The following is a 26,988-nucleotide window of genomic DNA, read 5'->3' as shown; positions in this document are numbered from 1 at the left end:
ATAGGCCGGTATTATATAAAGATCAAGTGTTTTCTGCTTATTTTACAGCTTCTACAGCCATCTCTTTCATGGTGGCCTGTGTAACGCCGTATCCGCATTCTTCAGAAATGGTCAATTTCATGCCATTTTCATCCATACCAATTACCGGGAGCGTACGAACGACTTCAGCATCCTTGGCTTGCTTCAGCGCTTCATAAACAGAATTAGCCCGAGCAAGTTTCATAAGATTCAAACGAGTCGGGAACATAAGTGGTACTTTATCATGATCCCACTCATCTAGAATAGCACGAGGGCTTACCCAGCGAAGTGAAATCGCCTCATTACCATCATGCTTAGCTGTTTGTCCGTTATGAGGAACAATGTAAAAATGTGTATCAAAACGGCGCGGAATTGGCTCAGGTGTTACCCAGTGGGCGAAATGCACAAGCTTTGAAGTAGCCAGTTGATCTCCATTTTCAGAGAGTAACTCTACGAGTTTCCTACCAGATGGCTGTGTATCTCTCTCGGCTACCGAATAATAAATACCTGCTTCTTCATAAAGCTCTCTTAAAACAGCAACCTTGAACGCAACATCCTGTTCACTGGTCTCACTATCTGTATAACGTTCAACAAACTCTGGCTCGCTATCTGCCACATCTACTTTACCGCCAGGGAATACAAATGCTCCCGGTGCAAACTTCATGGTTTTAGCGCGCTCTGTCATTAAAACTTCGAGCCCGGCTTCACCGTCTCGAACAAGTAAAACAGATGCTGCAGGAAGCGGCGTTACTATTTTCTGACCATTAGCCATTAGATTTCCTCTACTGAAAGAACCCCCATTTCAGCGGCAATGGCCTGTTTCAATTCCGGTGTGACCTTATATTTACCTGTAAGCCTGAATTCAGCAAAACGCTTATCTTCAGCAACAGGCACACGAACTGTAACAGCACCTTTCCCCCCTGCTTTACGATCTAGGGCAGCTTTAATGGAAGGAAAGGCATTCGCTTCTTCAACTTCAATAAATAGGCCCTTAGATGATTGCGATGCTACATGCTCCAGTGATTCCATACCGCGACAGGAAAGACCAATACTATCATCATCATCACGCTTACGGATCTGAACAGAAACCACCATAGGGGCGCCCTCTTCTACGAGCTGGCGCATACGGTCCAGATCATCCTCAAAGGCCATAAGTTCAAACGCATCTGTTCGATCAGAAAGCGTCAGGCGACCAAACTTATTACCACGCTTTGTCATGCCTTCACGATACCCAAGAATAGCACCAGCCATCCGCACGGTCTGCGTAATCAAGCCCGGATCAGTATAAACTTCCTTCGCTGGCACAATACGTTCGCGCTCAAGTACTGTTTCGTACGTATCCAGCGGATGCGCTGATATATAGAACCCAATGGCTTTACGTTCTTCATCAAGCTGCTCGGTATCAGTCCAACTCTTCACGATCGGAAGCGTTGGCCGCTCAACCGTTGCTGCCAAATCACCACCGAACAGGCTTACCTGACTGCTTTCTCGCTCTTTAGCTTCCATTTGAGCTGTACGCATCAAAATTTCAGCTGCAGCATGCGCCTGCGCACGATTAGGTAATAAACCATCAAACGCGCCAGCCGCGGCCAAACGCTCCATCTGGCGTTTATTCACCAATTTCGGGTCAATACGTTCAGCGAAATCAAACATATCCTTATACGGGCCATTGGCTTTTCGCTCTTCAACGATAGCTTCCATAGCCTTCTCACCAACCCCTTTGATGGCGCCGAGCGCATAGCGAACCGCTAGGTTATGCCGAGGGTCTTCACCGCCTTCACAGTAAACTTCCGGCGCGGCTTCCACAGTAAACGGTACATCAGAATGGTTGATGTCTGGTAGAAGGAGCGGAATTTCCATCCGCTGCAATTCCATTTTGAAGGCCGCAAGCTTATCCGTATTCCCCATATCCAGCGTCATGATCGCCGCCATAAACTCAACAGGGAAATTCGCCTTCAAATATGCCGTATGGTAGGAAACAAGCGCATAAGCAGCTGCGTGCGATTTGTTAAAGCCGTATGATGCGAACTTGGTTACGAGATCAAAGATATAGCTGGCTTTTTCGTAATCGATACCGCGCTCAACGGCTCCTTCACAGAAACGGCCTCGCTGCTTATCCATTTCTTCTTTAATTTTTTTACCCATCGCACGGCGCAGGATATCCGCCTCGCCAAGGCTGTAGCCTGACATCACCTGTGCGATCTGCATCACTTGTTCCTGATAGATGATTACGCCGTATGTCTCACCGAGGATATCTTCCAGAATTGGATGTGGGTATTCTACTTCTAACCGGCCGTGTTTACGGTCCACATATGTAGGGATATTATCCATAGGTCCGGGGCGATATAGCGCCACAATCGCGATGATATCTTCAAATTTATCAGGCTTCAGACCTTTAAGTACGGCACGCATACCTGTACTCTCAAGCTGGAACACGCCAGCACTCTCGCCTGCTTGCAATAGCTCATATGCGGGGCCGTCGGTAAGCGGCACTTCTGCTAGGTCAATATGAATATCACGCGCTCTGATATATTTTACAGCGCGATCAAGCACCGTAAGTGTTTTCAAACCAAGGAAGTCAAACTTCACGAGGCCCGCAAGCTCTACCCATTTCATATTAAACTGGGTCACAGGCATATCTGACTTAGGATCACGGTAAAGCGGTACCAGTTGATCCAAAGGCCTATCGCCAATCACCACCCCCGCTGCGTGCGTTGATGAATGGGCATAAAAGCCCTCTAGCTTCAGTGCGCGTTCAATAACCTTAGCGGTAAGTTCATCACTATCCACTTCCCGCTGCAATCGAGGTTCACTATCCAAAGCTTCCTGCAATGTCATTGCATTACCGGGATCATTCGGGATCATTTTGGAAAGTCTGTCAGTAGCACCATGGTGCTGCTGCAATACACGCCCGCATGATTTCACAACCATTCTAGCCTGCAGCTTACCAAAAGTAATAATTTGCGCTACGCGGTCGGCCCCATATTTTTCCTGCACATACCTGATAACAAGTTCACGTTTATCCTGACAGAAATCGATATCGAAATCAGGCATAGAAACACGTTCAGGGTTAAGGAACCGTTCGAACAGCAGTGAAAAACGAAGCGGATCCAGATCTGTAATTTTTAATACCCAAGCAACCACCGAGCCCGCGCCGGAGCCACGCCCGGGGCCAACCGGGATATCATGATCTTTTGCCCATTGAATAAAATCAGCAACGATAAGGAAGTATCCAGGGAACCCCATTTGGTTGATAATGCCAAGCTCGAAATCGAGCCGTTCCCAATATTCTTTTTCCCATTCTTGATCTTTGCCCGACGTTAAACCCTCCTCTTTGGCTTTAAAGTCTAGCCTTTCACGAAGACCAACCTCGGATTCCTGCCTGAGCATATCAGCCTCAGACACATCCATACCTTGAGTAAAGTTAGGCAAAAGCGGATCGATAGGATCAATTTTAATACGGCACCGCTTGGCAATATTTACTGTATTTTCATAAGCTTCTGGAAGATCTTTAAATAATTCCTTCATCTCCTCCGCTGTTTTAAAACGGTATTCGGCGTTCAGCTTACGTCGGTCTGTTACTGCAACATAGGTACTATCTGCCATACAGAGAAGTGCATCATGGGGCTGATACATGTCTGGTCCGGCAAAATACGGCTGGTTTGTTGCCACAATAGGAACATTGTGTTCATAAGCCAGATCAAGAAAGACTTCTTCCGTTTCTTCTTCAAATTCTTCACCGTGCCGCTGAAGCTCGACATACAGGCGGTCACCGAAATATTCTTTCAACTGGAGAAGTAAGTTTTCGGCATCTTCATTTTTACCATCACGAATAAGACGACCAATAGGGCCATTTGCTCCGCCGGTAAGACAGATAATACCCTCTGAAAATCCTTTAAAACCACTAACAGGGAACTGTACCCCTACCTGAACATCACTTTCCAAGTGCGCCTTGGAAACGATTTTCATTAGGTTTTGATATCCCTCTTCGTTTTGCGCAAGCAGCACCAATGCCTCTGGCTGCTCCTTAACTTTGCCACCCTTCTTATTTTCCCGATATGGGTTTTTAACAGTAAGTGTAACACCGATAATCGGCTGAATACCCATACCAGTCCCAGCGCTTGAAAACTCGAGCGCTGCAAACATGTTGTTGGTGTCAGTCATGGCTACCGCAGGCATTTTATGCCCTACACACTGCTTCACCAAATCCTTTACATGGATTGCACCTTCTGAAAGCGAATAAGCGGTGTGCACACGCAAATGAACAAAGTCTGCGTAGTTCATAATAACTCCAAACGCGGTAAGATTAACGCCAAACAGCCATCATGGCGCCGATAAGCGCCATTGCAATGGTAACATTGCCCATATGAATAAGAAAATGCTTTAAGCTTTTATCTTCAAAAGCATAATTCGGAAACGTCGCCCCACCAACAAGCACAAGAGAAACAACTGCACCGAGTACAGCACCACCGGCAACGGTAAGTTCAGCAAAGGACGATTGGGACATCAACCAAGCAAGACCAAAACTCATCACGATGGCAGCAATAAAACTCTTACCCATTGCCACAGCAGGGCTTGACCCTTCCTTCAAGTCTTCTTCCGTCAGGCCCATCTCATTCATCCAGGCTTTACCAGCGACAGGGCCATACCATAACCCACCTACGAACATATAGATTACAGCGCCAACAAGAACAGTTAGCCAGTTAATTGTATCCAGATTAAGATCGATCATGATGTTTCCTCCCGAGATTTAGGAAAGAGTACCTATTAACCTTCCAACACTCAAGCAGGTGTTAGCATTCCATCATGTAAATATACTTTGCGGTCAAGCTTTTCTGCCAGTTTCTTATCATGTGTTGCGATCACCGCTGCTAACCCTCGTTCCCTTACTGTTTCTAAAAGTAGTGTAAGAACCCGGTCGGCGGTTTCCTCATCGAGGTTTCCTGTCGGTTCATCTGCCAGCAACAATACCGGATCAGTCGCGACCGCACGCGCGATAGCAACACGTTGTTGCTCTCCTCCTGATAACTTAGAAGGCAAATGATCAAGCCTCTCAGCAAGCCCTAAACGAGCTAAAAGCTCTTCTGCTTTTTTGCTAGCTTCTTTAGCTCCCACCCCAGCCACGCGGAGCCCCATAGCAACATTTTCCAGGGCAGAGAAATCGGGTAGCAGGTGGTGGAATTGGTAAATAAAGCCCAGTTTTTCTCTCCGCAGCGCACTGCGCATATCATCAGATTTTGCTTCTACCGCAGCTCCACCAATCTCCAACGAACCTTTGAACTCACTATCAAGCAAGCCTGCAATCTGCAGCAAAGTTGATTTACCAGAACCAGATGAGCCCAGAAGAGCAACCAGTTCGCCCTGTTTCACTTCAAGATTAATGCCTTTAAGGACGTCAATTTTTTTATGTCCCTGTACAAAAGAACGATTAATATTTTTAAGGCTAAGCGCAGACGTCATTTTTCTACTCATGTCGAAGAATAGTAACAGGATCAAGGCGTGAAGCACGGAACGCAGGCAATATTGTAGCAAGGAATGAGAGCACCAAAGCCACTACAATGATCAGGATAGTTTCTGTCCAATCAACATCTGCCCGAATTTCAGAAATCCAGCGGGTTGCCGGGTCCCAAGCATTAAATCCGAATGCCCATTCGATAAATTCTTTAATACCAACTATGTTCTCAATGATAAGCGCCGCTAAAGCTCCACCTAACAATACACCAAACGCACCTACGGAAAGGCCAACAATAAGGAATATTTTCCGGATAGAACCTTGCCGTGCTCCCATTGTCCTCATGATAGCTATATCACCGGATTTATCTTTCACGAGCATAACGAGGCTTGATGAAACATTGAACACTGCAACAACAATGATAAGGCATAAAATCAAGAACATAGCGATACGTTCTGTCTTCAGCGCCTCAAGAAGTGATGGGTTAAAGGAACGCCACCCGAACACATAGGCCTTACCGCCCACAGCTTGTTCTAGCAAAGGTAAGAAACCATCTATCTGATCAGGATCTTCGATATAGATATCCATCTTAGAAATAGCTTCACCCATCTGGAAAAACCGTTGAGCTTCATCCAGTGGCATCCCTACAAAACTATCATCAAACTGGAAAAGGCCAATTTCAACCAAAGCATCAACCCGGTAACCAAGGTATCTTAGTGTTGAGCCAAAAGGTGTGGAAACTGTATTGGGGCTAACAACAGTAACTGTATCACCAACAGTAACGCCTAATTTACGAGCGAGCCTGAAACCTAGAACTAGTCCAGGAGTATCAGCGTCATTGTTTAGTTGACCTGTAAGAACCTTGACGTCGCCAAGGCCATCTTCAGTCAGTTGCTCAGGCGGCAAACCACGAACGATAGCCCCCGTTGAACGCCCGTCGCGAGTAAGCATCACTTGATGTTCCGTGTAATACTTTACTTTAACAACGCCAGGTAATGCCTTAGATTTATTATAAATATCATTATAACCAGAAAGGCGACCACCGTACCCCTGCACGACGGCATGCCCTTGATAGCCAAGGATGCTTTCTATGAGACCAGCGCGGAAACCATTCATTACAGACATCACAACAATCAGTGCCGTGACCGCAAGCATAATGGCAATTACAGAGAGAATTGTATTAAGGGAGATGTAGCCATCTTTCGGTGGACGCAGTAAATACCGCTTTGCAACACCCCATTCAAATCCTCTCTGCAGCAATTATTTTCTCCGAACTACGCTGTAAATTTAGCGAGAAGCGCTTCTTTAGTAAGCTCTTCTTTTTCACCTGTTTTGCGATTTTTCAGCTCAACTACGCCATTTTTAAGGCCGCGTGGTCCAACAGCAACCTGCCAAGGCAAACCAATAAGGTCCATATTCTTAAACTTGGCGCCAGCACCGTCTTTCGTGTCATCAAACAGCACTTCGATACCTGCTTCTTCAAGCTCTGCATACAAGACATCACAGAAAGCTGTACATTCTTCATTCTTGGCACCGAGGTTCATCAGGCCAATTTTAAATGGTGCAACGGCTTCAGGCCACACGATACCATTTTCATCATGGCATGCTTCAATAATACCGCCTACAAGACGAGACACACCAACGCCGTATGATCCCATCTGCACATTCAGCATTTCCCCTTCTGGCCCCTGAACACTTGCTTTCATAGGCTTGGAGTATTTATCGCCGAAGAAGAAAATATGCCCAACTTCAATACCGCGACCGCGGATTAGATTATTCCCTTCAACTGGGCAATCATCTTCGCTGTGCATTTCTTCTGTAGCCGCGTATGGTGTCGTCCACTCATTAACGATTGCCTGAAGGCCCTCAGCATCAGCAGGAAAATCGACAAGAGATTCCATACCTTCAAAATCTTTATGGAAGAATACTTCGCTTTCACCCGTTTCGGCTATCACCAGGAACTCATGAGATAGATCACCGCCAATTGGGCCAGTATCTGCACGCATAGGAATGGCTTTAAGTCCGAGCCGTGCAAATGTACGCAGATAGGCTACGAACATCGCATTATAACTGTTAACGCCCTCTTCCGGTGTCAGATCAAAGCTATACGCATCTTTCATCAGGAATTCACGACCACGCATAACACCGAAACGCGGACGGATCTCATCACGGAATTTCCACTGAATATGATAAAGATTCTTTGGAAGGTCTTTATAACTGTGAATTTCACGGCGGAAGATATCTGTGATCATCTCTTCGTTTGTCGGGCCAAACAGCATATTGCGGCCATGACGGTCTTCGATGCGGAGCATTTCTTTTCCGTAATCATCATAACGACCGCTTTCTTCCCAAAGTTCTGAGGACTGGATGGTCGGCATCAACACTTCAAGAGCGCCGGCGCGGTTTTGCTCTTCACGAACAATATTTTCGATTTTTTTAAGAACACGTAAGCCCAGAGGCAGCCAAGAATAGATCCCTGCGGCACCCTGGCGGATCATGCCCGCACGTAGCATTAATCTGTGGGAAGCGATTTGAGCCTCAGAAGGGTTTTCCTTGATGGTCGGCAAAAAATAGCGACTTAAACGCATGACCTTACTTCTCTTAATTACAATGAAACAATGTGGCGAAAGCCTTTTGTTTCTTTTGCCGTTATGCAGTTCAATTGGCAAATAGAATCTTTGGGAATTAGAAAAAAGCCCAAGAAAACTGCCTTTCATGAAAAGAAACTGCTACCTCCTGCTAAAACCTGTTGCAAAATTGCCTCACTACTAAAAAAGCACATGAGCGAGAACCTTAATTTTTCATTAAGCTTAATGACAAACTTGCGCTGGCTGACATAAGTTCTTGCCACTGAGTTCGATAGAGGACACATCATAGTGGCCCACGCTCAGGGAGGAAAATAGATTGAGAGCTGCCAATGAGCAGGTCCAACAAAAAAAGCGAAGCTTCATTGCTTCGCTTTTTTTTATTTGGTTAAGATTTCAGCCCTTATGAAGGCTTCATGCCCCTAAAGCTAATCAGTCCTGACGTTGCCAAGTAATAATACCCAATTGTCACCAGGATAGCTACGATGGTGGTCCAGAACATTTTCTTCTTCAGATTTGGATTGGAAGGAGCACTTGGTACAGTACCTTCTGTTATTTCCTCATCAGTTTCGTCTTGTGCCCTCACGCCAATAGGCAGCGCAGCAAAAAAGACCATCCACCAGGAAATAACAAACACCAATATAATTGTCGCTATGTTCATCAGTTTCTAGACCTGTTCAATTTCCACCAATGTTCCACTAAAATCCTTTGGGTGAAGGAATAGTACCGGCTTACCATGTGCTCCAATTTTAGGTTCACCAGATCCCAAAACACGAGCGCCCTCTTCCACCAATTTATCACGTGCAGCCATAATATCTTCCACCTCATAACATATATGATGCATGCCACCTGAAGGGTTTTTCACCAGATAATTAGCAATTGGGCTATCGTCGCCAAGCGGCAACAGAAGCTCAATCTTGGTATTTGGTAAATTTACAAAAACCGTTGTAACACCATGATCAGGCAAATCGAGCGGTTCTGAAACATTTGCGCCAAGTACATCTCTGTACTGTTTAACAGCAGCATCCAAATCTGGAACAGCTATTGCTACATGATTTAATCGTCCAATCATTGGCCCATCCTCTATTCTAAATCCATATCTCGTTCGTAGGTAATCAACGTGGCTACGCCTGGGTTTTTCCCTATTTCAGTGCGGCAGAACCTTCTAATGGTAATTCTGCAAGTTTCTTCAATATCTCTATTTGATTTTAAGCCTCTGGCATTCAGGCGTTCGATCGCTGTTTCAACGGCGTCTATTATTGTATCCTGAAAAACCGGATCATACCCCTTTGGAATCCCAAGCATAGCAACAGCTGGTTCCGCCAACAGCACCCCATCATCATCCAGTATAAGACTAACAGTAATAAACCCGCTCACAGCAGCCCTACGGCGCTCAACAATCGCGTTATCGTCAACTGACGAAATATATTTCCCGTCTAGCGCCAAGCGACCAACTGGCACTTCATCAACCAGATGAATACCGTCCACTGTAATCTCAAAGATATCACCATTCTTTGGCACACATGTATGCTTCACACCCATTTCACGAGCGAACTTTGCGTGACGTATCAAATGCCGTGCTTCACCGTGCACAGGAATAGCTGTTTGCGGTTTCACCCATTCATACATCTGCTTCAGGTCAGCCTGCCCTGGATGACCTGATACATGAATAAAGGCATCTTTCTCTGTGATAACATTGATCTTTTTTGATGATAAATTATTAAACAAACTTCCCAAAACCAGTTCATTACCAGGAATAATTTTGGAGGAGAAGATAACCGTGTCATCTGGGCTTAGATGAACATTCTTGTGCTCATCACGGGCAATACGGGCAATTGCTGCCCTCGGTTCGCCTTGGCATCCAGTACAAGCAATCAAAATACGATCACGCGGGATATCCGATATATGTTCTTCGTCAACAAGTGGCGGAAAATCTTTAAAGTAGCCAGTTGCTTTACCCGCATTATAAACACGGTGCATAGAACGCCCCATTAGAGCTAAGCTGCGGCCTGTAGCCTTGGCAACTGCACCAATTGTTTCCAACCGCGCAACGTTAGAGGCAAACGTGGTAATCACCACCCTGTTCTTTTGCTCTTTTGCTACTTCAATCAGATTTTTCTGAACATCTGCTTCAGAACCTGAACTTTCAGGATTAAAGACATTTGTACTATCCCCAACAAGGGCCAGAACACCTTCTTGACCTAGCTGAGTAAGTGTATCAGCTGGGCATGCAGGCCCAATAATTGGGTTAGCATCAAGTTTCCAATCACCTGTATGGAAAATCGTACCACTTTCTGTACGTATAACAATGCCGTGCCCTTCCGCAATGGAATGCGCAAGAGGAACATAAGTCACACCAAATGGCCCAATATCATATGCCTGAGATGGCTCAACAATTATCAGCTCGACTTCATCAAGAAGGCCCACTTCATTCAACTTGTCTTTAACTAGCTCAGCAGTGAAAGCTGTAGCATAAACTGGACAACGGAACCGACCCCATAAATAAGGTACCGCCCCAATATGATCTTCATGTCCGTGGGTTAATACCAAACCGGAGATATGCTTTTTCTCGTCCTCAATAAAGGCAGGATCAGGGAAAATAAGGTCAACACCTGGGGTATATTCCCCCCCAAACATCATACCGCAGTCTACCATCAACCATTTGCCTTTATGGCCATATAAGTTGAGGTTCATTCCAATCTCTCCTGAACCACCAAGCGGCAGGAAATAAAGGCTTTTATCTTTTGGTTTTAGGTAGGCCATATATGCTTATTTATTGTTATTATCAAAAATTATACGAAGACCTTCGAGGGTCAGGTCACTACTAACTTCATCAATGGCGTTGGTCCAGTCAGCGAAAACAGGTGCTAAGCCCCCTGTCGCAAGCACTTTCATATCTTCGGAGTGCTCTTTCTTCAGGCGCTTTACAATACCTTCAATCATCCCAATATAGCCCCAGAAAATACCATACTGCATAGCTTCCAGCGTAGTTTTGCCCGTACAGCGATCATCTTCTGGCGCAGTTACAGCAATCCGAGGGAGTTTTGCGGCGGCCTGATGAAGAGCAGAAAGAGAAAGATTGATACCTGGGCAGATTAGGCCTCCAAGATAGGCGCCTGTTTCGCCGACCACATCAAAAGTTGTTGCCGTACCAAAATCTACCACAACAAGCGGCCCACCATACATATCATTGGCTGCTACTGCATTCACGAGCCTGTCAGCACCAACCTCACCTGGATTGGTTACATCAACCTCAACACCGATATCAACGCCAGGATCACCCACCACAAGAGGTGAAGTATCAAAATACTTCTCGCAAAGCTGCTTTAGTGGCCTTACCACCTGCGGTACCACACTGGCGATGATGGCACCGTGCACATCTTTAGGAGAACGATCATGGAGAGCCATCAAGTGGCTGATCCAAACCATATATTCCTCCACAGTCCGCTGGTCCACTGTAGATAAACGCCAGAATTCCACTGTCTTCTCGTCTTCAAGCAAAGCAAAAACAGTGTTGGTATTTCCTACATCAATGGTTAGCAGCATAACTCTACCCTCTAATTACCAGATAAACTTGGGAAAATATCAGCCGCATATATAGTCTGTTCTTCACCAGTTGGAACTGAAATTTTTAAACCACCATGGCTATCAAGGCCCAAAAGTGTGCCCTCAAATGTATCTCTAGTGGTTCTAATCTCTCTCTTTTCGCCTAAACCCCAGGCATTTTCAGTCCATTCTCGCCCAATAGATTCAAACTGGCCTACTATCCAGCTATCTAATCGTTTTTTCATATTATGAGCGAGGAGCTGAAGCGCATCTCTTACTTCAACAGTTTTCTTCGTCTCTTCAAAAAACGAGGTAGCTTTAAAAGCAGCGTCCGTCGGGCTATGTAACAAATTCATACCAATGCCGATAATCACATGATCGAGATAGCCATTACTTCCGGCAGAACTTTCAATCAAAATACCGCTGGCCTTTTTGTGATTAATCAGGATGTCATTTGGCCATTTACACTGCACTTGCTCGTTTTCAAGCCCCAGACCGACGAATGTCTCTCGTACAACAAGAGCAGTGATAAACGGCAATGCACCAGCATCTACAGGCTTGATATGTGGTGCGAACAGTAAGGAAGTGTATAGATTACCGGGCTTTGATGTCCAAACCCTACCCTGACGCCCTCTGCCAGCATCTTGCGTACCAGCAACAAGCCATACTGGGCCTTTATCACCAGTAGTTGCTAGCTCCGTCGCCTTAATATTCGTGCTATCTAAGCTATTAAAAAAGCGAGCCCCGACACCATGCGGCATCGAGGCTCCCCAATTTTCAAAAGATGGTATGTTCACTAGAACAACAGCGCCTTAGACGCCCAACCAGCCGCTGTAATTAGCGGTGCAACAAGCAGAATATAACTCACTGGTGAGTTAATCAGCGCAGACACACCAATCACAAACGATACAGAGCGACCGTGGTTGCCATCAAAGCTCGCAGCTGGTTCATCAAAGAACATGATCTTAACAACGCGCAGATAGTAGAATGCACTTACCACACTAGCGAGGAGACCAATCAGAGCCACTGGCCACAGGCCTGCTTCTACAGCTGCAAGGAACACATACCACTTACCCCAGAAACCAGCGAGGAGCGGGATACCTGCAAGTGAGAACATAAAAATCGCGAGTGCCACTGCCATCGGCAGGTTGTTACGAGACAGACCGGCAAGGTCAGAGATATTCTCAACCATACCTTCGCTGCGGCGCATAGTAAGTACTGATGCGAAAGTACCTAGCGTCATGGTTAGATAGATTGCGATATAGATCAGCACGCTTTCAACACCAGCTTGTGTACCTGCCGCCAAACCAACAAGGGCATAGCCAATATGGCCGATAGAAGAATAGGCAAGCAGACGCTTAATGTTTGTTTGAACAAGCGCAATGAAAGCACCAACAAGCATAGAAGCGATTGAGATAAAGATCACAATCTGTTGCCACTCATGCATAAGACCAGGGAATGCACCAACCATCACACGGATGAAGAGCGCGAGTGCTGCTACCTTAGGCGCTGCAGCAAAGAATGCTGTAACAGGTGTTGGAGAACCTTCATAAACATCTGGCGTCCACATATGGAACGGAACTGCAGATACTTTGAATGCAAGACCAGCCAGCATAAACACGATGCCAATAACCGCACCAATATTAGATGCACCTTCTGTTTTCAGAACCTGAGCAAGAACATCAAAATCTACTGTACCAGTAAAGCCGTAAATCAGCGAGATACCATAAAGCAGCATACCTGAGCTTAGTGCACCAAGAAGGAAGTACTTAAGACCCGCCTCTGTAGAACGCGTACGGTCACGGTTCATTGCCGCCAATACATAGAGAGATAGAGACTGAAGCTCTAGGCCTACGTAAAGAGACATAAGGCTGTTTGCCGAAATCATCAGCAGCATACCGAGAGACGCAAGCATCACTAGAATTGGGAATTCAAAACGGGCGATCTTATGATCTTTCAGGTATGTGGTTGAGATCAGAAGCACAACCGCGCCGCCAGCATATACCAGCGTTTTCATAAACACCGCAAATGCATCAGAGATAAACATGCCACCAAAAGCAACCTGACGTTCACCGCCTACATTCACCAGCATCACAATCGCACACACAATAAAGCCTACGATTGTTAGATTAGAAATCTGGTTATAGCTCTTATCGCCCTGGAATACACCCAGCATCAAAAGAGCCATCGCCCAAACTGCCATGATAATTTCTGGCAAAGCAACGAATAGATTTAATTCACCGTTCATCGGTCAAAGGCTCCTTAGCGTGCAGCAGACTGCGGCGCAGGTGCCGCAGCATGCTCAGTGTTTGCTGAGAAATGAGTTTCAATCAAGCTGTTAACAGATGTGTGGATTGGCTCAAGGAAGCTGTTCGGATACACACCCATCCAGATAACGATAGCAATCAGCGGTGCCATGATGATCTTTTCACGTAGATTTAGATCAGGCATTGCTTTCACATCGTCTTTATCAAGCTCACCGAAGATAACACGGCGAACAAGATAAAGCATGTAAGCAGCACCAAGAATCACCCCAGTTGTTGCACCGAAGGCCACCCAAGTGTTCACAGTATAAGCACCATTAAGAACAAGGAATTCACCCACAAAACCACTTGTACCAGGAAGGCCAACAGAAGCCATCGTGAAGATTACGAATGTAGCTGCATACATCTTCATATTAATAGCAAGGCCACCGTAACGAGCGATTTCACGTGTATGAAGGCGATCATAAATCACACCAACACACAGAAAGAGTGCGCCAGATACAATACCGTGGCTAAGCATAGTGAAGATAGCACCTTCGATACCGTTTGGATTCAGAAGGAAAATACCAATTGTTACAAAACCCATGTGAGCGACAGAAGAATAAGCAATCAGCTTTTTAATATCTTCCTGAACGAGCGCGACAAGTGATGTATAAACAATCGCTACAATTGACAGTGCGAACACAAGCCAAGCAAAATGCTCTGTCGCTTCCGGGAACATTGGAAGACTGAAACGCAGGAAGCCGTAACCACCCATTTTCAGAAGAACACCCGCAAGGATTACAGAACCACCAGTGGGTGCCTGTACGTGCGCGTCCGGTAGCCACGTGTGAACCGGCCACATCGGCATTTTCACCGCGAATGAAGCAAAGAATGCCAGCCATAGCCAGTTTTGCACATCGGTATCAAAACCATGTGTCATCAGCGCTGGGATTTCAGTCGTACCTGTTTCAATGAACATATAGAGCACAGCGACAAGCATCACTACAGAGCCTAGAAGCGTATATAAGAAGAACTTAAAGCTCGCATATACACGGTTTGCACCGCCCCACACCCCGATAAGAAGGTACATTGGGATCAGGCCGCCCTCGAAGAACACATAGAAAAGGAAGATATCAAGTGCAGAGAATACACCGATCATCAGTGTCTCTAGCACCAAGAAGGCAATCATATATTCCGCTACGCGGTTCTGAACGCTATCCCAACTTGCCAGAACAACGATTGGCATAAGGAAGGCTGAAAGCACGACGAACAGCATGGAAATACCATCCACACCCACGTAATATTTAATGTCTTCGCCAACCCAGTTATATTTCTCAACAAACTGGAAATCTGCCGTTGTGCTATCGAAGCCAGCCCAAAGTAGAATACTGAGCAGGAACGTAGCAACTGTCGTCCACAGAGCAACCTGACGGATGTTCCGCTTCTCAATTTCTTTATCCTGATGCTTAATCATCATGATGATCGCCGCGCCAATGAGCGGGATAATCATCATGAAGCTGAGCAGGTGATTTTCAATAAATAACATTTGTCTATTCCCCTGCCCTTAATGCCCGGCGCCACTGCTTATGCCGCTGGCCATAAACCAGGTCACGATAGCAGCAAGGCCAACAATCATGGCAAATGCATAGTGATAAACATATCCGGTTTGAAGCTTGCGTACCTTGGCAGCAACCATTGCAACTGCAGCAGACACGCCGTTCGGACCAAAACCATCAATGGTTTGCTCATCACCGCGTTTCCAGAAGATACGGCCAAGAGCAAAGCTAGGCTTCACGAACAGGAAGTCATACAGCTCATCGAAATACCACTTATTAAGTAGGAAATCGTAAAGCAGGTTGAATGTTTTAGCAGTGCGTTGCGGCAGATCAGTTTTACGTGCGTAGAACCAAGCAGCAAGCAAAAGACCAACGATCATCGCAATCATCGGCGCGAGCTTTACAGCACCAGGAACGTGGTGAGCAGCTTCCATGATAGGTAGGCTTTCACCGTGAGACATTACTTTCACAGAAAGGTCAATCGCACCATTCCAGAAACCAGCTACGTCATGACCAATAAACGCTTCTTTAAATGTCCAACCTGCAGCTAGGGCACCAACAGCAAGTGCTGCAAGTGGGAAGCGCATCTGGAACATCGGGCCTTCATGGGCATGATCATATGTATGAGCATCCGCACGGCTTTCACCAAGGAATGTCATGAACCATAGACGCCAGCTGTAGAAGCTTGTCATAAGTGCCGCAACCACAGTCATGAAGAAGGCAAATTCACCAACACCAGAATGTGCTGCAAACGCCGCTTCAATAATCAGGTCTTTTGAATAGTAACCGGATAGAAGCGGTACACCCGTAATAGCCAGATTACCAATGAACATTACTGTTGCAGTGAATGGGATCTTCTTAAGAAGGCCACCCATGTTACGCATATCTTGTTCATGATGCATTGCGTGGATCACCGAACCAGCACCCAGGAATAGAAGTGCCTTGAAGAAAGCGTGTGTGAAGAGGTGGAATACACCGCCGCCAAACGCCCCAACACCAAGTGCCACAAACATGTAACCAAGCTGCGAACAAGTTGAATAAGCGATCACACGCTTGATATCATTCTGAACAAGGCCAACAGTCGCTGCGAAGAACGCCGTTAGAGCACCAACAACAGTTACAACAGCCATGGCGTCCGGCGCTTCTACAAACACAGGACTAAAGCGAGCAACAAGGAATACGCCCGCTGTTACCATTGTAGCAGCGTGAATAAGCGCTGATACAGGTGTCGGACCTTCCATCGCGTCAGGTAACCATGTGTGTAGACCAAGCTGAGCAGATTTACCCATTGCACCAACAAAGAGCAGCAAACAAACAACTGTGAGCGCATGATAGTCATGGCCTAGGAAGCTCATTGTTGCGTCTTTATATTGGCCAACATTCGCGAAGATCACATCGAATTCTACTGATCCGAAAAGAAGGAATGTTGCGTAAATACCCAGAGCAAAACCAAAGTCACCAACACGGTTTACAACAAACGCTTTGATAGCAGCCGCATTTGCTGTTGGTTTCTTGAACCAGAAGCCAATAAGCAGATAAGAAGCTACACCAACACCTTCCCAACCAAAGAACATTTGAACCAGGTTGTCAGATGTAACAAGCATCAACATCATGAATGTGAAGAGCGACAGATACGCAAAGAAGCGTGGTTTGTGCGGGTCTTCTTCCATGTAGCTCGTTGAATATAGGTGAACCAGTGCAGAAACTGAGTTCACAACAACAAGCATCACAGCTGTGAGTGCATCAACACTTACTGACCAATCGAAGGAAAGTGTGCCTGATGTAACCCAGTTAAATAGAGTTACCGGATATTTGTTACCGTCAAGGGCAACATCCAGGAACACCATCCAAGAAAGCGCTGCAGAGATAAAGAGTAAACCAGTTGTAACAATCTGGCTGGCTTTATCGCCGATTTTTGAGCCGAAGATACCAGCAATTAAGAAGCCGATAAGCGGCAAGAAAACAAGAGTTTTAATGGCAAATTCCATTGTCCCTTACCCCTTCATCTGGTTGATATCTTCAACCGCAATCGAACCGCGGTTACGGAAGTAAACTACAAGGATCGCTAGACCAATCGCGGCTTCAGCTGCAGCAACTGTCAAAACGAACATGGCGAATACCTGACCAACCAAATCATTCAGATATGTAGAGAAGGCTACCAGGTTGATGTTAACTGCAAGAAGCATAAGCTCTACAGACATCAAAATAATGATGACGTTCTTTCTGTTTAGAAAGATACCGAAAACCCCGAATACAAACAGGATTGCGGCGACCGTCAGATAATGTCCTAACCCAATTGTCATGGACTTCTGGCCCTACCCTTTCTTCGTTGGCATAGGAACACCTTTACCAACTTCTACATCAACAAGTTCAAATGCATCTTCAGGACGACGAGCCACCTGCTCAGCAATATTCTGACGCTTCACGCCAGGACGTGTACGGTGTGTAAGAACAATCGCACCAATCATTGCCACAAGCAGGATCAAACCAGCTGTCTGGAAGATGAAAATATAATCAGTGTAAATAATCTGACCGAGCGCTTTAGTGTTTTCCACTTCAGTAGCCGCAGGCGCCTGCGCCGCAATATTTGAAGCCACATCCGGGCCAAAATGCCAAGCAGAACCAAGAACAACCAGTTCGATTGCAAGGATGGCACCAATAAGCGCACCAATCGGCAAATACTGCAAGAAGCCCTGACGCAGTTCAACAAAGTTGATATCGAGCATCATCACCACGAAGAGGAAGAGCACCGCTACCGCCCCTACGTATACGATCACAAGCAGCATCGCGAGGAACTCAGCACCCATCAGAACAAACAGTCCTGCGGAGCTGAAGAAAGCCAGAATAAGCCAAAGAACACTGTGTACCGGGTTTTTCGCGGAAATCACGAGCGCGCCAGCTGCCACAGTAACAAAGGCAAATAAGTAAAAGGCTAATTCAGTTAAGCTAAGGCTAAGCATTAATCTATTCCTTCCTTAGCGGTACGGCGCATCGGCCGCGATGTTCTGAGCGATCTCACGCTCCCAACGCTCACCGTTAGCCAGTAGTTTTTCTTTGCTGTACAGCAGTTCTGCGCGTGTTTCTGTTGCGAACTCAAAGTTCGGACCTTCAACAATCGCATCAACTGGGCACGCTTCCTGACAGAAACCACAGTAAATACACTTGGTCATGTCAATATCGTAGCGTGTTGTACGGCGAGAACCATCTTCACGAGGCTCAGCTTCAATCGTAATAGCCTGAGCCGGGCAAATCGCTTCACACAGTTTACAGGCGATACAGCGTTCTTCACCGTTTGGATAACGGCGAAGAGCATGTTCACCACGGAAGCGTGGGCTTAGCGGGCCTTTCTCGTATGGATAGTTGATCGTAGCCTTTGGCTTGAACATATATTTAATAGAAAGCCAGAAAGCCGCGAAGAACTCTTTCAAGATCAGGCTTTTAACTGTTTGTGCAATAGCAGACATCTAATCAGCCCTCCTATTGACCAGGCAGCAGGTCAAACGCGACCATGAAGCCGGCGTAGAACACTACGAGGAATAATGATAATGGCAGGAATACTTTCCAACCAAGGCGCATCAACTGGTCATAGCGGTAACGCGGTACAAACGCCTTCACCATGGCAAATGTCCAGAAGAAGAAACAAATCTTGATAAACAACCAGAAGAAGCCTGGGATGAAATCAAGTGCTGGAATTGGCGCATACCAACCGCCAAAGAACAGGATTGCCATCACAGCAGACATCAGAAGGATGTTTGCATACTCACCAAGGAAGAAGAGTGCGAACGCCATAGAGCTGTATTCTACCTGATAACCAGCCACGAGCTCAGCTTCCGCTTCAGGAAGGTCGAACGGAGGGCGGTTAGTCTCAGCAAGTGCTGAAATATAGAAGATCAAGAACACAGGTGCGAATGGAATGAAATACCAGCGGTGAATACCACCTTCTTGCGCAAGCACTACATCGTTAAGGTTCAAGGAACCCACAGCGAGAAGAACACATACAAGCACGAAACCAATGGATACTTCATACGATACCATCTGAGCAGCGGAACGAAGCGACCCGAGGAACGCATAACGGCTGTTTGAAGCCCAACCTGACATGATAATACCGTATACACCAAGGCTCGAAACCGCCAGAATGTATAGGATACCAACATTCAGATTAGCAAGCGCCATACCATCACCGAATGGGATAACCGCCCAGGAGATAAGCGCAAGTACGAATGTAATCATCGGTGCCATCAGGAAGATCGCTTTGTTTGCGCCTGTCGGAATAACTGTTTCCTTCAGGAACAACTTAAAGCCATCAGCAAATGACTGGAGAAGACCAAACGGGCCAACCACGTTCGGACCACGGCGCAGCTGCACAGAAGCCCAAATCTTGCGGTCGAAATAAACTGCGAAAGCAACTGCGATAAGCAGTGGGAACACAATCGCGAGAATAATTGCGACAATCGTCACGAAATAGAACAAACCAGTTTGCTCCACTCCGAGTAACATCCCTAACCAAGTAGTAGGGAACCATTCAAAAAATGCTTCAACCATTGGTCCCTAAGCCTCCTGACGAGCGTCAATGCACTCTGACATTATAGAGCTAGCCCGCGCGATTGGGTTGGTTTGATAGAAGTTTGTTGTTGAAAGAACAAATCCATCTTTACCAAGTTCACCCTCAACACCAAAGTCGCCCCACTCTTCTGTTGGTAGCGTATCAACAGTTGCAACATGTGGAACAGCTTCCACAAGTTTTGCCTGAAGATCAGATGCTGAATTAAATGGCAGTGTTTCACCGATTATATCGCTAAGCGCACGAAGGATTGTCCAATCTTCGCGGGCATCACCCGGAGCATTGGCCGCCTTAGCAGCTTTCTGAACACGACCTTCAGTGTTGATATATGTACCGGCTTTTTCGCTGTAAGCAGCTGCAGGCAAGATAACATCAGCGTTTTTAACGCCCTCGTCACCGTGTGTACCCACGTAAACAGTGAAAACATCTTTAAGAGCAGCTGTATCAAACTCATCAGCGCCAAGAAGGAAAGCAGCTTTAAGCTTGCCCGCTTCAGCGTCCGCAAGAATTGATTTCACGCCGCCTTCTGTTGTCAGACCAAGATCAAGGGCACCAACACGGCTTGCAGCTGTGTGAAGTACGCCAAAGCCGTTCCAGCCTTCCTTGATGCAGTATTTGTCAGCAACATCACGCGCCATTTTAAGCACAGCAGAGCCGTTTTCACCGCGAAGAGCAGCCTGACCAACGATAATCATTGGTTTTTCTGCTGCTTTCAGCAGTTTGGAAATCGCATGGCGACCGCCTTTTGCTGATTTAAGAAGGCTCGCATCGTCACCAAAGTCTTCAACATCATATGTGAGATCTACGGAAGGGCCGATATTCAGAACTTTCAAGCCACCTTTGCGAACTGTCTTACGAATACGTGCATTAACAAGCGGCGCTTCTGTACGAGGGTTTGTGCCTACGAGAAGAATAAGATCAGCGTCTTCAATACCTGCAATACCGGTATTCATGATGTAGCCTGAGCGAACAGATGCATCAAGCGCTGCATCGTCCTGACGCGCTTCAATGCGGTCAGAACCAAGTGAGCCTAGAAGGCCTTTAAGAGCAAACATGCTCTCCATGTCAGCGAGATCACCAACAACACCAGCTACTTCAGCGCCTTTAGCTCCAGCAACACCAGTTTTGATAGCAGCAAATGCATCATTCCATGAGGCTGGCTCTAGCTTATCACCCTTACGTACATATGGGCGATCCAGACGGCGCTTTTTCAGACCATCATAAGCAAAGCGAGTTTTATCTGAGATCCACTCTTCGTTCACATCATCATGGATACGAGGCAGAACGCGCATAACGTAGCCGTCCCGTGTATCAATATTGATGTTAGAGCCAACCGCATCCATCACATCGATTGACGGCGTGGAGGATAGCTCCCAAGAACGTGCAGTAAACGCATAAGGTTTGCTGGTCAACGCACCAACCGGACACAAGTCAATTACGTTACCAGATAGCTCTGTATCCAGAAGGCCATCAAGGTAAGTTACCACTTCCGCGTTTTCACCACGGCCTAACGCACCCATGTCATCAACGCCGCCGATTTCATCGCTGAAACGCACACAGCGCATACAGTGAATACAGCGTGTCATTGTGGTCGCAATAAGCGGCCCCATGTTTTTATCTTCAACCGCACGCTTGTTTTCATCAAAACGAGCATTACCTGCACCAAAGGCAACAGATTGGTCTTGAAGCTCACATTCGCCGCCCTGGTCACAAATTGGGCAATCAAGTGGGTGGTTAATCAGCAGGAATTCCATCACACCTTCACGTGCTTTCTTAACACGTTCAGTATTTGTGTGGATTACCATGCCATCACCCGCAGGCATTGCACAGCTTGCGATCGGCTTAGGCGAACGCTCCATGTCAACAAGACACATGCGGCAGTTACCGGCAATCGACAGGCGTTCGTGATAACAGAAGCGCGGAACCTCAATTCCTAACTTCTCACACGCCTGAAGGACTGTTGTCCCGGCATCTACGGTAATTTCATTACCATCAATAGTTAGCGTGGGCATTGAATTCTCCTGGCCTCGCGCTCTTACTCAGCAGCTTTTGCTTGGTAGGCATCGATACGAGCTTCCACTTCATCACGGAAGTGGCGCATCAATCCCTGAATTGGCCAAGCAGCAGCATCACCAAGTGCACAAATTGTATGGCCTTCAATCTGTTTAGTAACATCAAGAAGGGTATCAATTTCTGATTTGTCAGCTCTACCTTCTACAAGGCGTTCCATAACGCGCCACATCCAGCCAGTACCTTCACGGCAAGGCGTACATTGACCGCAGCTTTCGTGCTTATAGAATTCAGAGAGACGAGCAATCGCTTTCACAATATCAGTGGATTTGTCCATCACGATAATTGCAGCTGTACCAAGGCCAGACTGCACATCACGAAGGCTATCGAAATCCATCAACACTGTGTCACAAATTTCTTTTGGTAGAACTGGTACAGAAGAACCACCAGGAATAACTGCAAGAAGATTATCCCAGCCGCCACGAACACCGCCCGCGTGCTTTTCGATAAGTTCTTTCAGTGGAATTCCCATTTCTTCTTCCACGTTACAAGGATTGTTAACGTGACCAGAAATACAGAATACTTTGGTACCTGTGTTGTTCGGACGACCAAGACCCGCAAACCATGAAGCACCACGACGCAGAATTGTTGGAACAACTGCGATAGATTCAACATTGTTTACGGTAGTTGGGCAGCCCCACACACCAACGTTCGCTGGGAAAGGAGGCTTCAGGCGAGGCTGGCCTTTCTTTCCTTCAAGACTTTCGATAAGTGCGGTTTCTTCACCACAAATATAAGCCCCTGCTCCGCGGTGAACGAATACGTCGAAATCATATCCGGAACCACAAGCGTTTTTACCAAGGAAACCCTTCGCGCGTGCTTCTTCAATCGCTTTTTCAAGCGCTTCAGCTTCACGGAAAAATTCACCACGAATATAAATATAAGCCGCAACGGCACGCATAGCGAAACCAGCGATCAAACAACCTTCAATAAGCTTATGAGGGTCGTGACGCATCATATCACGGTCTTTACACGTACCTGGCTCGCCTTCATCGGCATTCACAACAAGGTAAGATGGGCGACCATCTGATTCCTTCGGCATGAATGACCATTTAAGGCCTGTAGGGAACCCCGCACCACCACGACCACGAAGACCAGATTCTTTGATTTGCTCAATAATCCAGTCTTGGCCTTTGGCGATAAAGTCTTTTGTACCCTGCCAATCGCCGCGTTTCATCGCTGCATCAATATCAGCGCTTTCATCGCCGTAAAGGTTAGTAAAGATGCGATCCTTATCAGCAAGCATTATGCATCTCCCTCTTTATCACCTTTAAGCGTCGTAGCGCCGCCTACTGGAGCACTTGTCTGACGATCAACCTGTGGCCCTGGCTTAACCGCATCTCCTTTAGCGAGCTTATCGAGAATATCGACAACGCTTTCTGGGGAAAGGTCTTCGTAGTAATCGTCATCAATCGCAACAACAGGTGCGTTCACACAAGCACCAGCACATTCAACTTCTGAAAGTGTGAACATACCGTCTTCTGTTGTTTGGCCTTTCGTGATGCCAAGGCGCTTCTTACAAGCGCTCATGATGTCATCCGAACCGCGCAACCAACATGGTGTTGTGCCACAAACCTGTACATGGTGTTTACCAATCGGCTTGTGATTATACATAGAGTAGAATGTCGCCACTTCCTGAACACGGATTGGTGGCATATCAAGATACTTCCCGATATACTCCATAATTTCCTGTGTCACATGGCCACCATTCTGGCGCTGCGCCAAATCCAGCAGAGGCATAACAGCAGATTGCTGCTTACCTTCAGGATATTTAGCGATGTGTTTTTGCGCTACCGCCTCATTTTCAGACGTCCACGCAAATGCTTTTGAAGCCGCACTCATCGGTCAACCTCACCAAATACAATATCCATAGCACCAAGAACAGCAGGTGCATCAGCAAGCATATGGCCGCGACATAGCAGATCCATAGACTGAAGGTGCACAAACCCAGGAGCACGAATTTTACAGCGGTACGGACGGTTGGAACCGTCTGATACCAGATACACACCAAACTCACCCTTAGGCGCTTCAACAGCTGCATAAGCCTCGCCTTCCGGCACGCGGAAGCCTTCTGTATAGAGCTTAAAGTGGTGAATTAGAGATTCCATAGACGTCTTCATATCAGCACGGCGCGGAGGAGCGATCTTATTGTCTAGAGACATAACCGGTCCTTCAGGCATCTGCTCGATACACTGACGAATAATTTTGATACTTTCGCGAATTTCAGCAAGACGCATCATGAAGCGGTCGTAACAATCACCTGCGTTACCAACAACCACTTTAAAGTCCATCTTATCATAAACTTCATATGGCTGAGATTTACGCAGATCCCATGCAAGACCAGTACTGCGAAGCATTGGGCCAGTCCAACCCCACGCCAGCGCTGTTTCTGCATCTGCAACACCGATATTCACGTTACGCTGTTTGAAGATACGGTTATCGATAAGGAGTGTTTCAACGTCCTGCTGAACCTGCTCATACTCATCAGCCCACTTCAGGATATCCTCTGCCATACCCGCTGGCATATCCTGGTGAACACCGCCTGGGCGGAAGAAAGCTGCGTGAAGACGAGCACCACAAATGCGCTCGTAGAATTCCATCAGCTTCTCACGCTCTTCAAAAAGCCAAAGAATTGGCGTAAGCGCACCAACGTCCATCGCGTGCGTGGTAATGTTCAGAATGTGGTTCAGCACGCGGCCGATCTCACTAAACAATACACGAATATACTGGCCGCGGATCGGTACTTCAGCGTCAAGCAGCTTTTCAACAGCAAGAACAAACGCGTGTTCCTGGTTCATTGGCGCAACATAATCAAGACGATCAAAATACGGCATCGCCTGAAGATACTGTTTCTGCTCAATCAGCTTTTCTGTACCACGGTGCAGAAGACCAATATGCGGATCTACCCGTTCAACGATCTCACCATCCAGCTCCATAACCATACGAAGTACGCCGTGTGCTGCTGGGTGCTGTGGGCCGAAGTTCAGGCAATAGTTTTTAATATCTACATCAGCCATTATTTCTTCTCCGCCTCAGCTTTTTCATCACCAGGCAATACATATTTGGCTGTTTCCCATGGGCTCATGAAATCGAAGTTACGGTTTTCCTGAGTAAGCTGGGTTGGTTCGTAAATAACACGCCCCTCTTCTTCAGAATAACGACACTCAACATAACCCATAACAGGGAAATCTTTACGAAGCGGGAAGCCTTGGAAGCCATAATCAGACAGCATACGACGCAGATCTGGGTGATCTGAGAAGAAAATACCGTACATATCCCAAGCTTCACGCTCGAACCAGTTTGCTGCCGGATAAACCTCAACAGCGCTAGGCACTGGAGTATCTTCATCCGTTTCCACTTTCACGCGGATACGCTGGTTAAACTGAATGCTAAGAAGGTGATAAACCACATCAAAGCGCTTGGAGCGCTCTGGATAGTCTACCGCCGTTAGATCAATCAGCTGTTTAAAACAACAGTCCGGGTTATCACGAAGATAGGTAAGCACCTTCTTAATGTGATCAGCACGGACAGTAATAGTAAGCTCCCCGAACGAAACGCTCGTGGAGATTACGTCATTTTCCAGACTGGTCGCGATTGCCTCGCCCAAATCTATCAATGCTTTATCGGTCATGCGCTCGCGCGCTCCTCTTACATAAGCGGCCCGACGGGCCACACATACATGAGGCCGACCCGGAGAATACCGGGTCGGCTATGATGTTATCTTTCGAGAGTACTAATACGGCGAATTTTGCGCTGCAGCTGCAAAATTCCGTAGATGAGTGCTTCAGCAGTTGGAGGACAGCCCGGCACATAAATATCTACCGGTACAATACGATCACAACCGCGAACTACTGAATAAGAATAGTGGTAATATCCACCACCATTCGCACAGCTACCCATAGAAATAACGTAGCGCGGTTCAGGCATCTGGTCATAAACCTTACGCATCGCTGGCGCCATCTTATTAGTGAGCGTACCCGCAACGATCATCACATCACTCTGGCGCGGGCTACCACGTGGAGCAAAACCGAAACGTTCAACGTCATAACGAGGCATGCTCGAGTGCATCATTTCAACAGCACAACATGCCAAACCGAAGGTCATCCACCAAAGAGAGCCGGTACGGGCCCAGGCAATAAGATCTTCCAAATTGGCAACAACGAACCCCTTATCCTGAAGTTCGTCATTAAGACCTTGGAAAAATTCTGTTTCTGCCGGGTTCTTACCACCCTCTGCAACAGCAGGATGACTGGATTGTACTACTCCCATTCCAGCGCTCCTTTGTTCCATTCATACACGAAACCAACAGTCAGCACTCCGAGGAAGATCATCATTGACCAGAAACCGAACACACCGATTGAACCGAGAGCTACCGCCCACGGGAATAAGAATGCCACTTCAAGGTCGAAAATAATGAAGAGGATAGCAACGAGATAGAAACGTACATCAAACTGATGACGGCTATCTTCGAATGCTTCAAATCCACATTCGTACGCTGACAGCTTTTCTTCATCAGGGTTCTGGCGTGCAATAAGCACAGCAGCGCCCACGAAGACTAATGAAAATACGATAGCGATCCCTAGAAAGATAAGGATCGGAAGATATTGGATGAGCAACGACTCCATGGGAGTCCCTTTTTGTTTATTGGCCCTAAATTACAGCGCTCTTTTAATGGGGTTAACCCAATCAGTAAAGAGAGAATTTTGCCTCATTGAACACAGAAATAAGTTTATGCCCTCTTTTTAGTAAAGAAAAGCTTACATTCCGCTTTTACGGAATTTTACGAGACCGGATTGTAATGGGTTTTATTGCTATAAAACGAAAAAAACGCATCACTATACAGCGATGCGTTTTCCAAACAAACAAGTGGCGCGAGTGACGGGACTCGAACCCGCGACCCTCGGCGTGACAGGCCGATACTCTAACCAACTGAGCTACACCCGCGCTTTGCTTG

25 protein-coding genes and 1 tRNA gene are annotated in these 26,988 nt (G+C 46.7%); all 26 read right to left on the bottom strand.

Features of this window, described 5'->3' with window-relative positions; all coding sequences use genetic code 11:
- Positions 1-37: 37 nt before the first annotated feature.
- Positions 38-790, bottom strand: coding sequence for an NUDIX hydrolase (locus MF542_RS16270; RefSeq protein WP_247021404.1), 753 nt, complete (start codon positions 788-790; stop codon positions 38-40).
- The gene (gene dnaE, locus MF542_RS16265; protein ID WP_247021402.1) at positions 790-4,302 is read right to left on the bottom strand and encodes a DNA polymerase III subunit alpha; all 3,513 of its coding nucleotides are present in this window, start codon (positions 4,300-4,302) and stop codon (positions 790-792) included. The genes MF542_RS16270 and dnaE overlap by 1 nt, the downstream gene beginning before the upstream one ends.
- Positions 4,303-4,324: 22 nt before the next feature.
- Positions 4,325-4,750, bottom strand: a complete 426-nt coding sequence (locus tag MF542_RS16260; RefSeq protein WP_247021400.1) for a DUF1761 domain-containing protein — start codon at positions 4,748-4,750, stop codon at positions 4,325-4,327.
- 50 nt (positions 4,751-4,800) lie between these two features.
- Positions 4,801-5,478, bottom strand: a complete 678-nt coding sequence (locus MF542_RS16255; protein ID WP_247021398.1) for an ABC transporter ATP-binding protein — start codon at positions 5,476-5,478, stop codon at positions 4,801-4,803.
- 4 nt (positions 5,479-5,482) lie between these two features.
- Positions 5,483-6,730: a lipoprotein-releasing ABC transporter permease subunit gene (locus MF542_RS16250; RefSeq protein WP_247021396.1), complete on the bottom strand. Its 1,248-nt coding sequence runs from the start codon at positions 6,728-6,730 to the stop codon at positions 5,483-5,485.
- A gap of 14 nt (positions 6,731-6,744) precedes the next feature.
- Entirely contained in the window at positions 6,745-8,058 is a 1,314-nt protein-coding gene (proS, locus tag MF542_RS16245) for a proline--tRNA ligase (protein WP_247021394.1), read from the bottom strand.
- 400 nt (positions 8,059-8,458) lie between these two features.
- Complete coding sequence (locus tag MF542_RS16240) at positions 8,459-8,716, bottom strand: DUF1467 family protein (RefSeq protein WP_247021392.1); 258 nt, start codon at positions 8,714-8,716, stop codon at positions 8,459-8,461.
- A gap of 6 nt (positions 8,717-8,722) precedes the next feature.
- A complete protein-coding gene (gene mce, locus MF542_RS16235) occupies positions 8,723-9,127 on the bottom strand; it encodes a methylmalonyl-CoA epimerase (RefSeq protein ID WP_247021390.1) in 405 nt (134 codons plus the stop codon).
- An 11-nt stretch (positions 9,128-9,138) separates the two neighbouring features.
- Entirely contained in the window at positions 9,139-10,818 is a 1,680-nt protein-coding gene (locus MF542_RS16230; protein WP_247021388.1) for a ribonuclease J, read from the bottom strand.
- A gap of 6 nt (positions 10,819-10,824) precedes the next feature.
- Positions 10,825-11,601, bottom strand: a complete 777-nt coding sequence (locus MF542_RS16225; protein WP_247021386.1) for a type III pantothenate kinase — start codon at positions 11,599-11,601, stop codon at positions 10,825-10,827.
- Between the two features lie 11 nt (positions 11,602-11,612).
- Entirely contained in the window at positions 11,613-12,362 is a 750-nt protein-coding gene (locus MF542_RS16220; RefSeq protein ID WP_247021384.1) for a biotin--[acetyl-CoA-carboxylase] ligase, read from the bottom strand.
- A 35-nt stretch (positions 12,363-12,397) separates the two neighbouring features.
- Positions 12,398-13,849, bottom strand: coding sequence for an NADH-quinone oxidoreductase subunit NuoN (gene nuoN, locus MF542_RS16215; RefSeq protein ID WP_247021382.1), 1,452 nt, complete (start codon positions 13,847-13,849; stop codon positions 12,398-12,400).
- A gap of 14 nt (positions 13,850-13,863) precedes the next feature.
- Complete coding sequence (locus MF542_RS16210; protein ID WP_247021380.1) at positions 13,864-15,393, bottom strand: NADH-quinone oxidoreductase subunit M; 1,530 nt, start codon at positions 15,391-15,393, stop codon at positions 13,864-13,866.
- Between the two features lie 18 nt (positions 15,394-15,411).
- Positions 15,412-17,391 carry an NADH-quinone oxidoreductase subunit L gene (gene nuoL, locus MF542_RS16205; protein WP_247021378.1) on the bottom strand — a complete coding sequence of 660 codons (1,980 nt, stop codon included), beginning with the start codon at positions 17,389-17,391 and terminating at the stop codon, positions 15,412-15,414.
- A 6-nt stretch (positions 17,392-17,397) separates the two neighbouring features.
- Positions 17,398-17,706: an NADH-quinone oxidoreductase subunit NuoK gene (gene nuoK / locus MF542_RS16200; protein WP_247021377.1), complete on the bottom strand. Its 309-nt coding sequence runs from the start codon at positions 17,704-17,706 to the stop codon at positions 17,398-17,400.
- 12 nt (positions 17,707-17,718) lie between these two features.
- Positions 17,719-18,363 (bottom strand): NADH-quinone oxidoreductase subunit J, encoded by a 645-nt coding sequence (locus MF542_RS16195; RefSeq protein ID WP_247021374.1) that lies wholly within the window; start codon positions 18,361-18,363, stop codon positions 17,719-17,721.
- Between the two features lie 15 nt (positions 18,364-18,378).
- The gene (gene nuoI, locus MF542_RS16190; protein WP_247021372.1) at positions 18,379-18,867 is read right to left on the bottom strand and encodes an NADH-quinone oxidoreductase subunit NuoI; all 489 of its coding nucleotides are present in this window, start codon (positions 18,865-18,867) and stop codon (positions 18,379-18,381) included.
- 13 nt (positions 18,868-18,880) lie between these two features.
- On the bottom strand, positions 18,881-19,900 hold the full coding sequence (gene nuoH, locus MF542_RS16185; RefSeq protein ID WP_343265033.1) for an NADH-quinone oxidoreductase subunit NuoH: 1,020 nt from the start codon (positions 19,898-19,900) through the stop codon (positions 18,881-18,883).
- Between the two features lie 51 nt (positions 19,901-19,951).
- The gene (gene nuoG, locus MF542_RS16180) at positions 19,952-21,976 is read right to left on the bottom strand and encodes an NADH-quinone oxidoreductase subunit NuoG (RefSeq protein WP_247021368.1); all 2,025 of its coding nucleotides are present in this window, start codon (positions 21,974-21,976) and stop codon (positions 19,952-19,954) included.
- 23 nt (positions 21,977-21,999) lie between these two features.
- Complete coding sequence (gene nuoF / locus MF542_RS16175) at positions 22,000-23,280, bottom strand: NADH-quinone oxidoreductase subunit NuoF (RefSeq protein ID WP_247021366.1); 1,281 nt, start codon at positions 23,278-23,280, stop codon at positions 22,000-22,002.
- Entirely contained in the window at positions 23,280-23,876 is a 597-nt protein-coding gene (gene nuoE / locus MF542_RS16170) for an NADH-quinone oxidoreductase subunit NuoE (RefSeq protein WP_247021364.1), read from the bottom strand. Before nuoE ends, nuoF begins: the two co-directional genes overlap by 1 nt.
- Complete coding sequence (locus MF542_RS16165) at positions 23,873-25,051, bottom strand: NADH-quinone oxidoreductase subunit D (protein WP_247021363.1); 1,179 nt, start codon at positions 25,049-25,051, stop codon at positions 23,873-23,875. The genes nuoE and MF542_RS16165 overlap by 4 nt, the downstream gene beginning before the upstream one ends.
- A complete protein-coding gene (locus MF542_RS16160; RefSeq protein WP_247021361.1) occupies positions 25,051-25,665 on the bottom strand; it encodes an NADH-quinone oxidoreductase subunit C in 615 nt (204 codons plus the stop codon). Before MF542_RS16160 ends, MF542_RS16165 begins: the two co-directional genes overlap by 1 nt.
- Before the next feature lie 86 nt (positions 25,666-25,751).
- On the bottom strand, positions 25,752-26,303 hold the full coding sequence (locus MF542_RS16155) for a NuoB/complex I 20 kDa subunit family protein (protein ID WP_247021359.1): 552 nt from the start codon (positions 26,301-26,303) through the stop codon (positions 25,752-25,754).
- Positions 26,294-26,659 carry an NADH-quinone oxidoreductase subunit A gene (locus MF542_RS16150; protein ID WP_247021357.1) on the bottom strand — a complete coding sequence of 122 codons (366 nt, stop codon included), beginning with the start codon at positions 26,657-26,659 and terminating at the stop codon, positions 26,294-26,296. The genes MF542_RS16155 and MF542_RS16150 overlap by 10 nt, the downstream gene beginning before the upstream one ends.
- A 242-nt stretch (positions 26,660-26,901) precedes the next feature.
- Positions 26,902-26,978: transfer RNA gene (locus MF542_RS16145), tRNA-Asp, on the bottom strand.
- Between the last annotated feature and the right edge of the window lie 10 nt (positions 26,979-26,988).

The organism is Kordiimonas laminariae (assembly GCF_023008165.1).
Taxonomy (GTDB): Bacteria; Pseudomonadota; Alphaproteobacteria; order Sphingomonadales; family Kordiimonadaceae; genus Kordiimonas; species Kordiimonas laminariae.
Note: the sequence above shows the minus strand (reverse complement) of the source record. Positions and strands in the feature narration are given on the sequence as shown.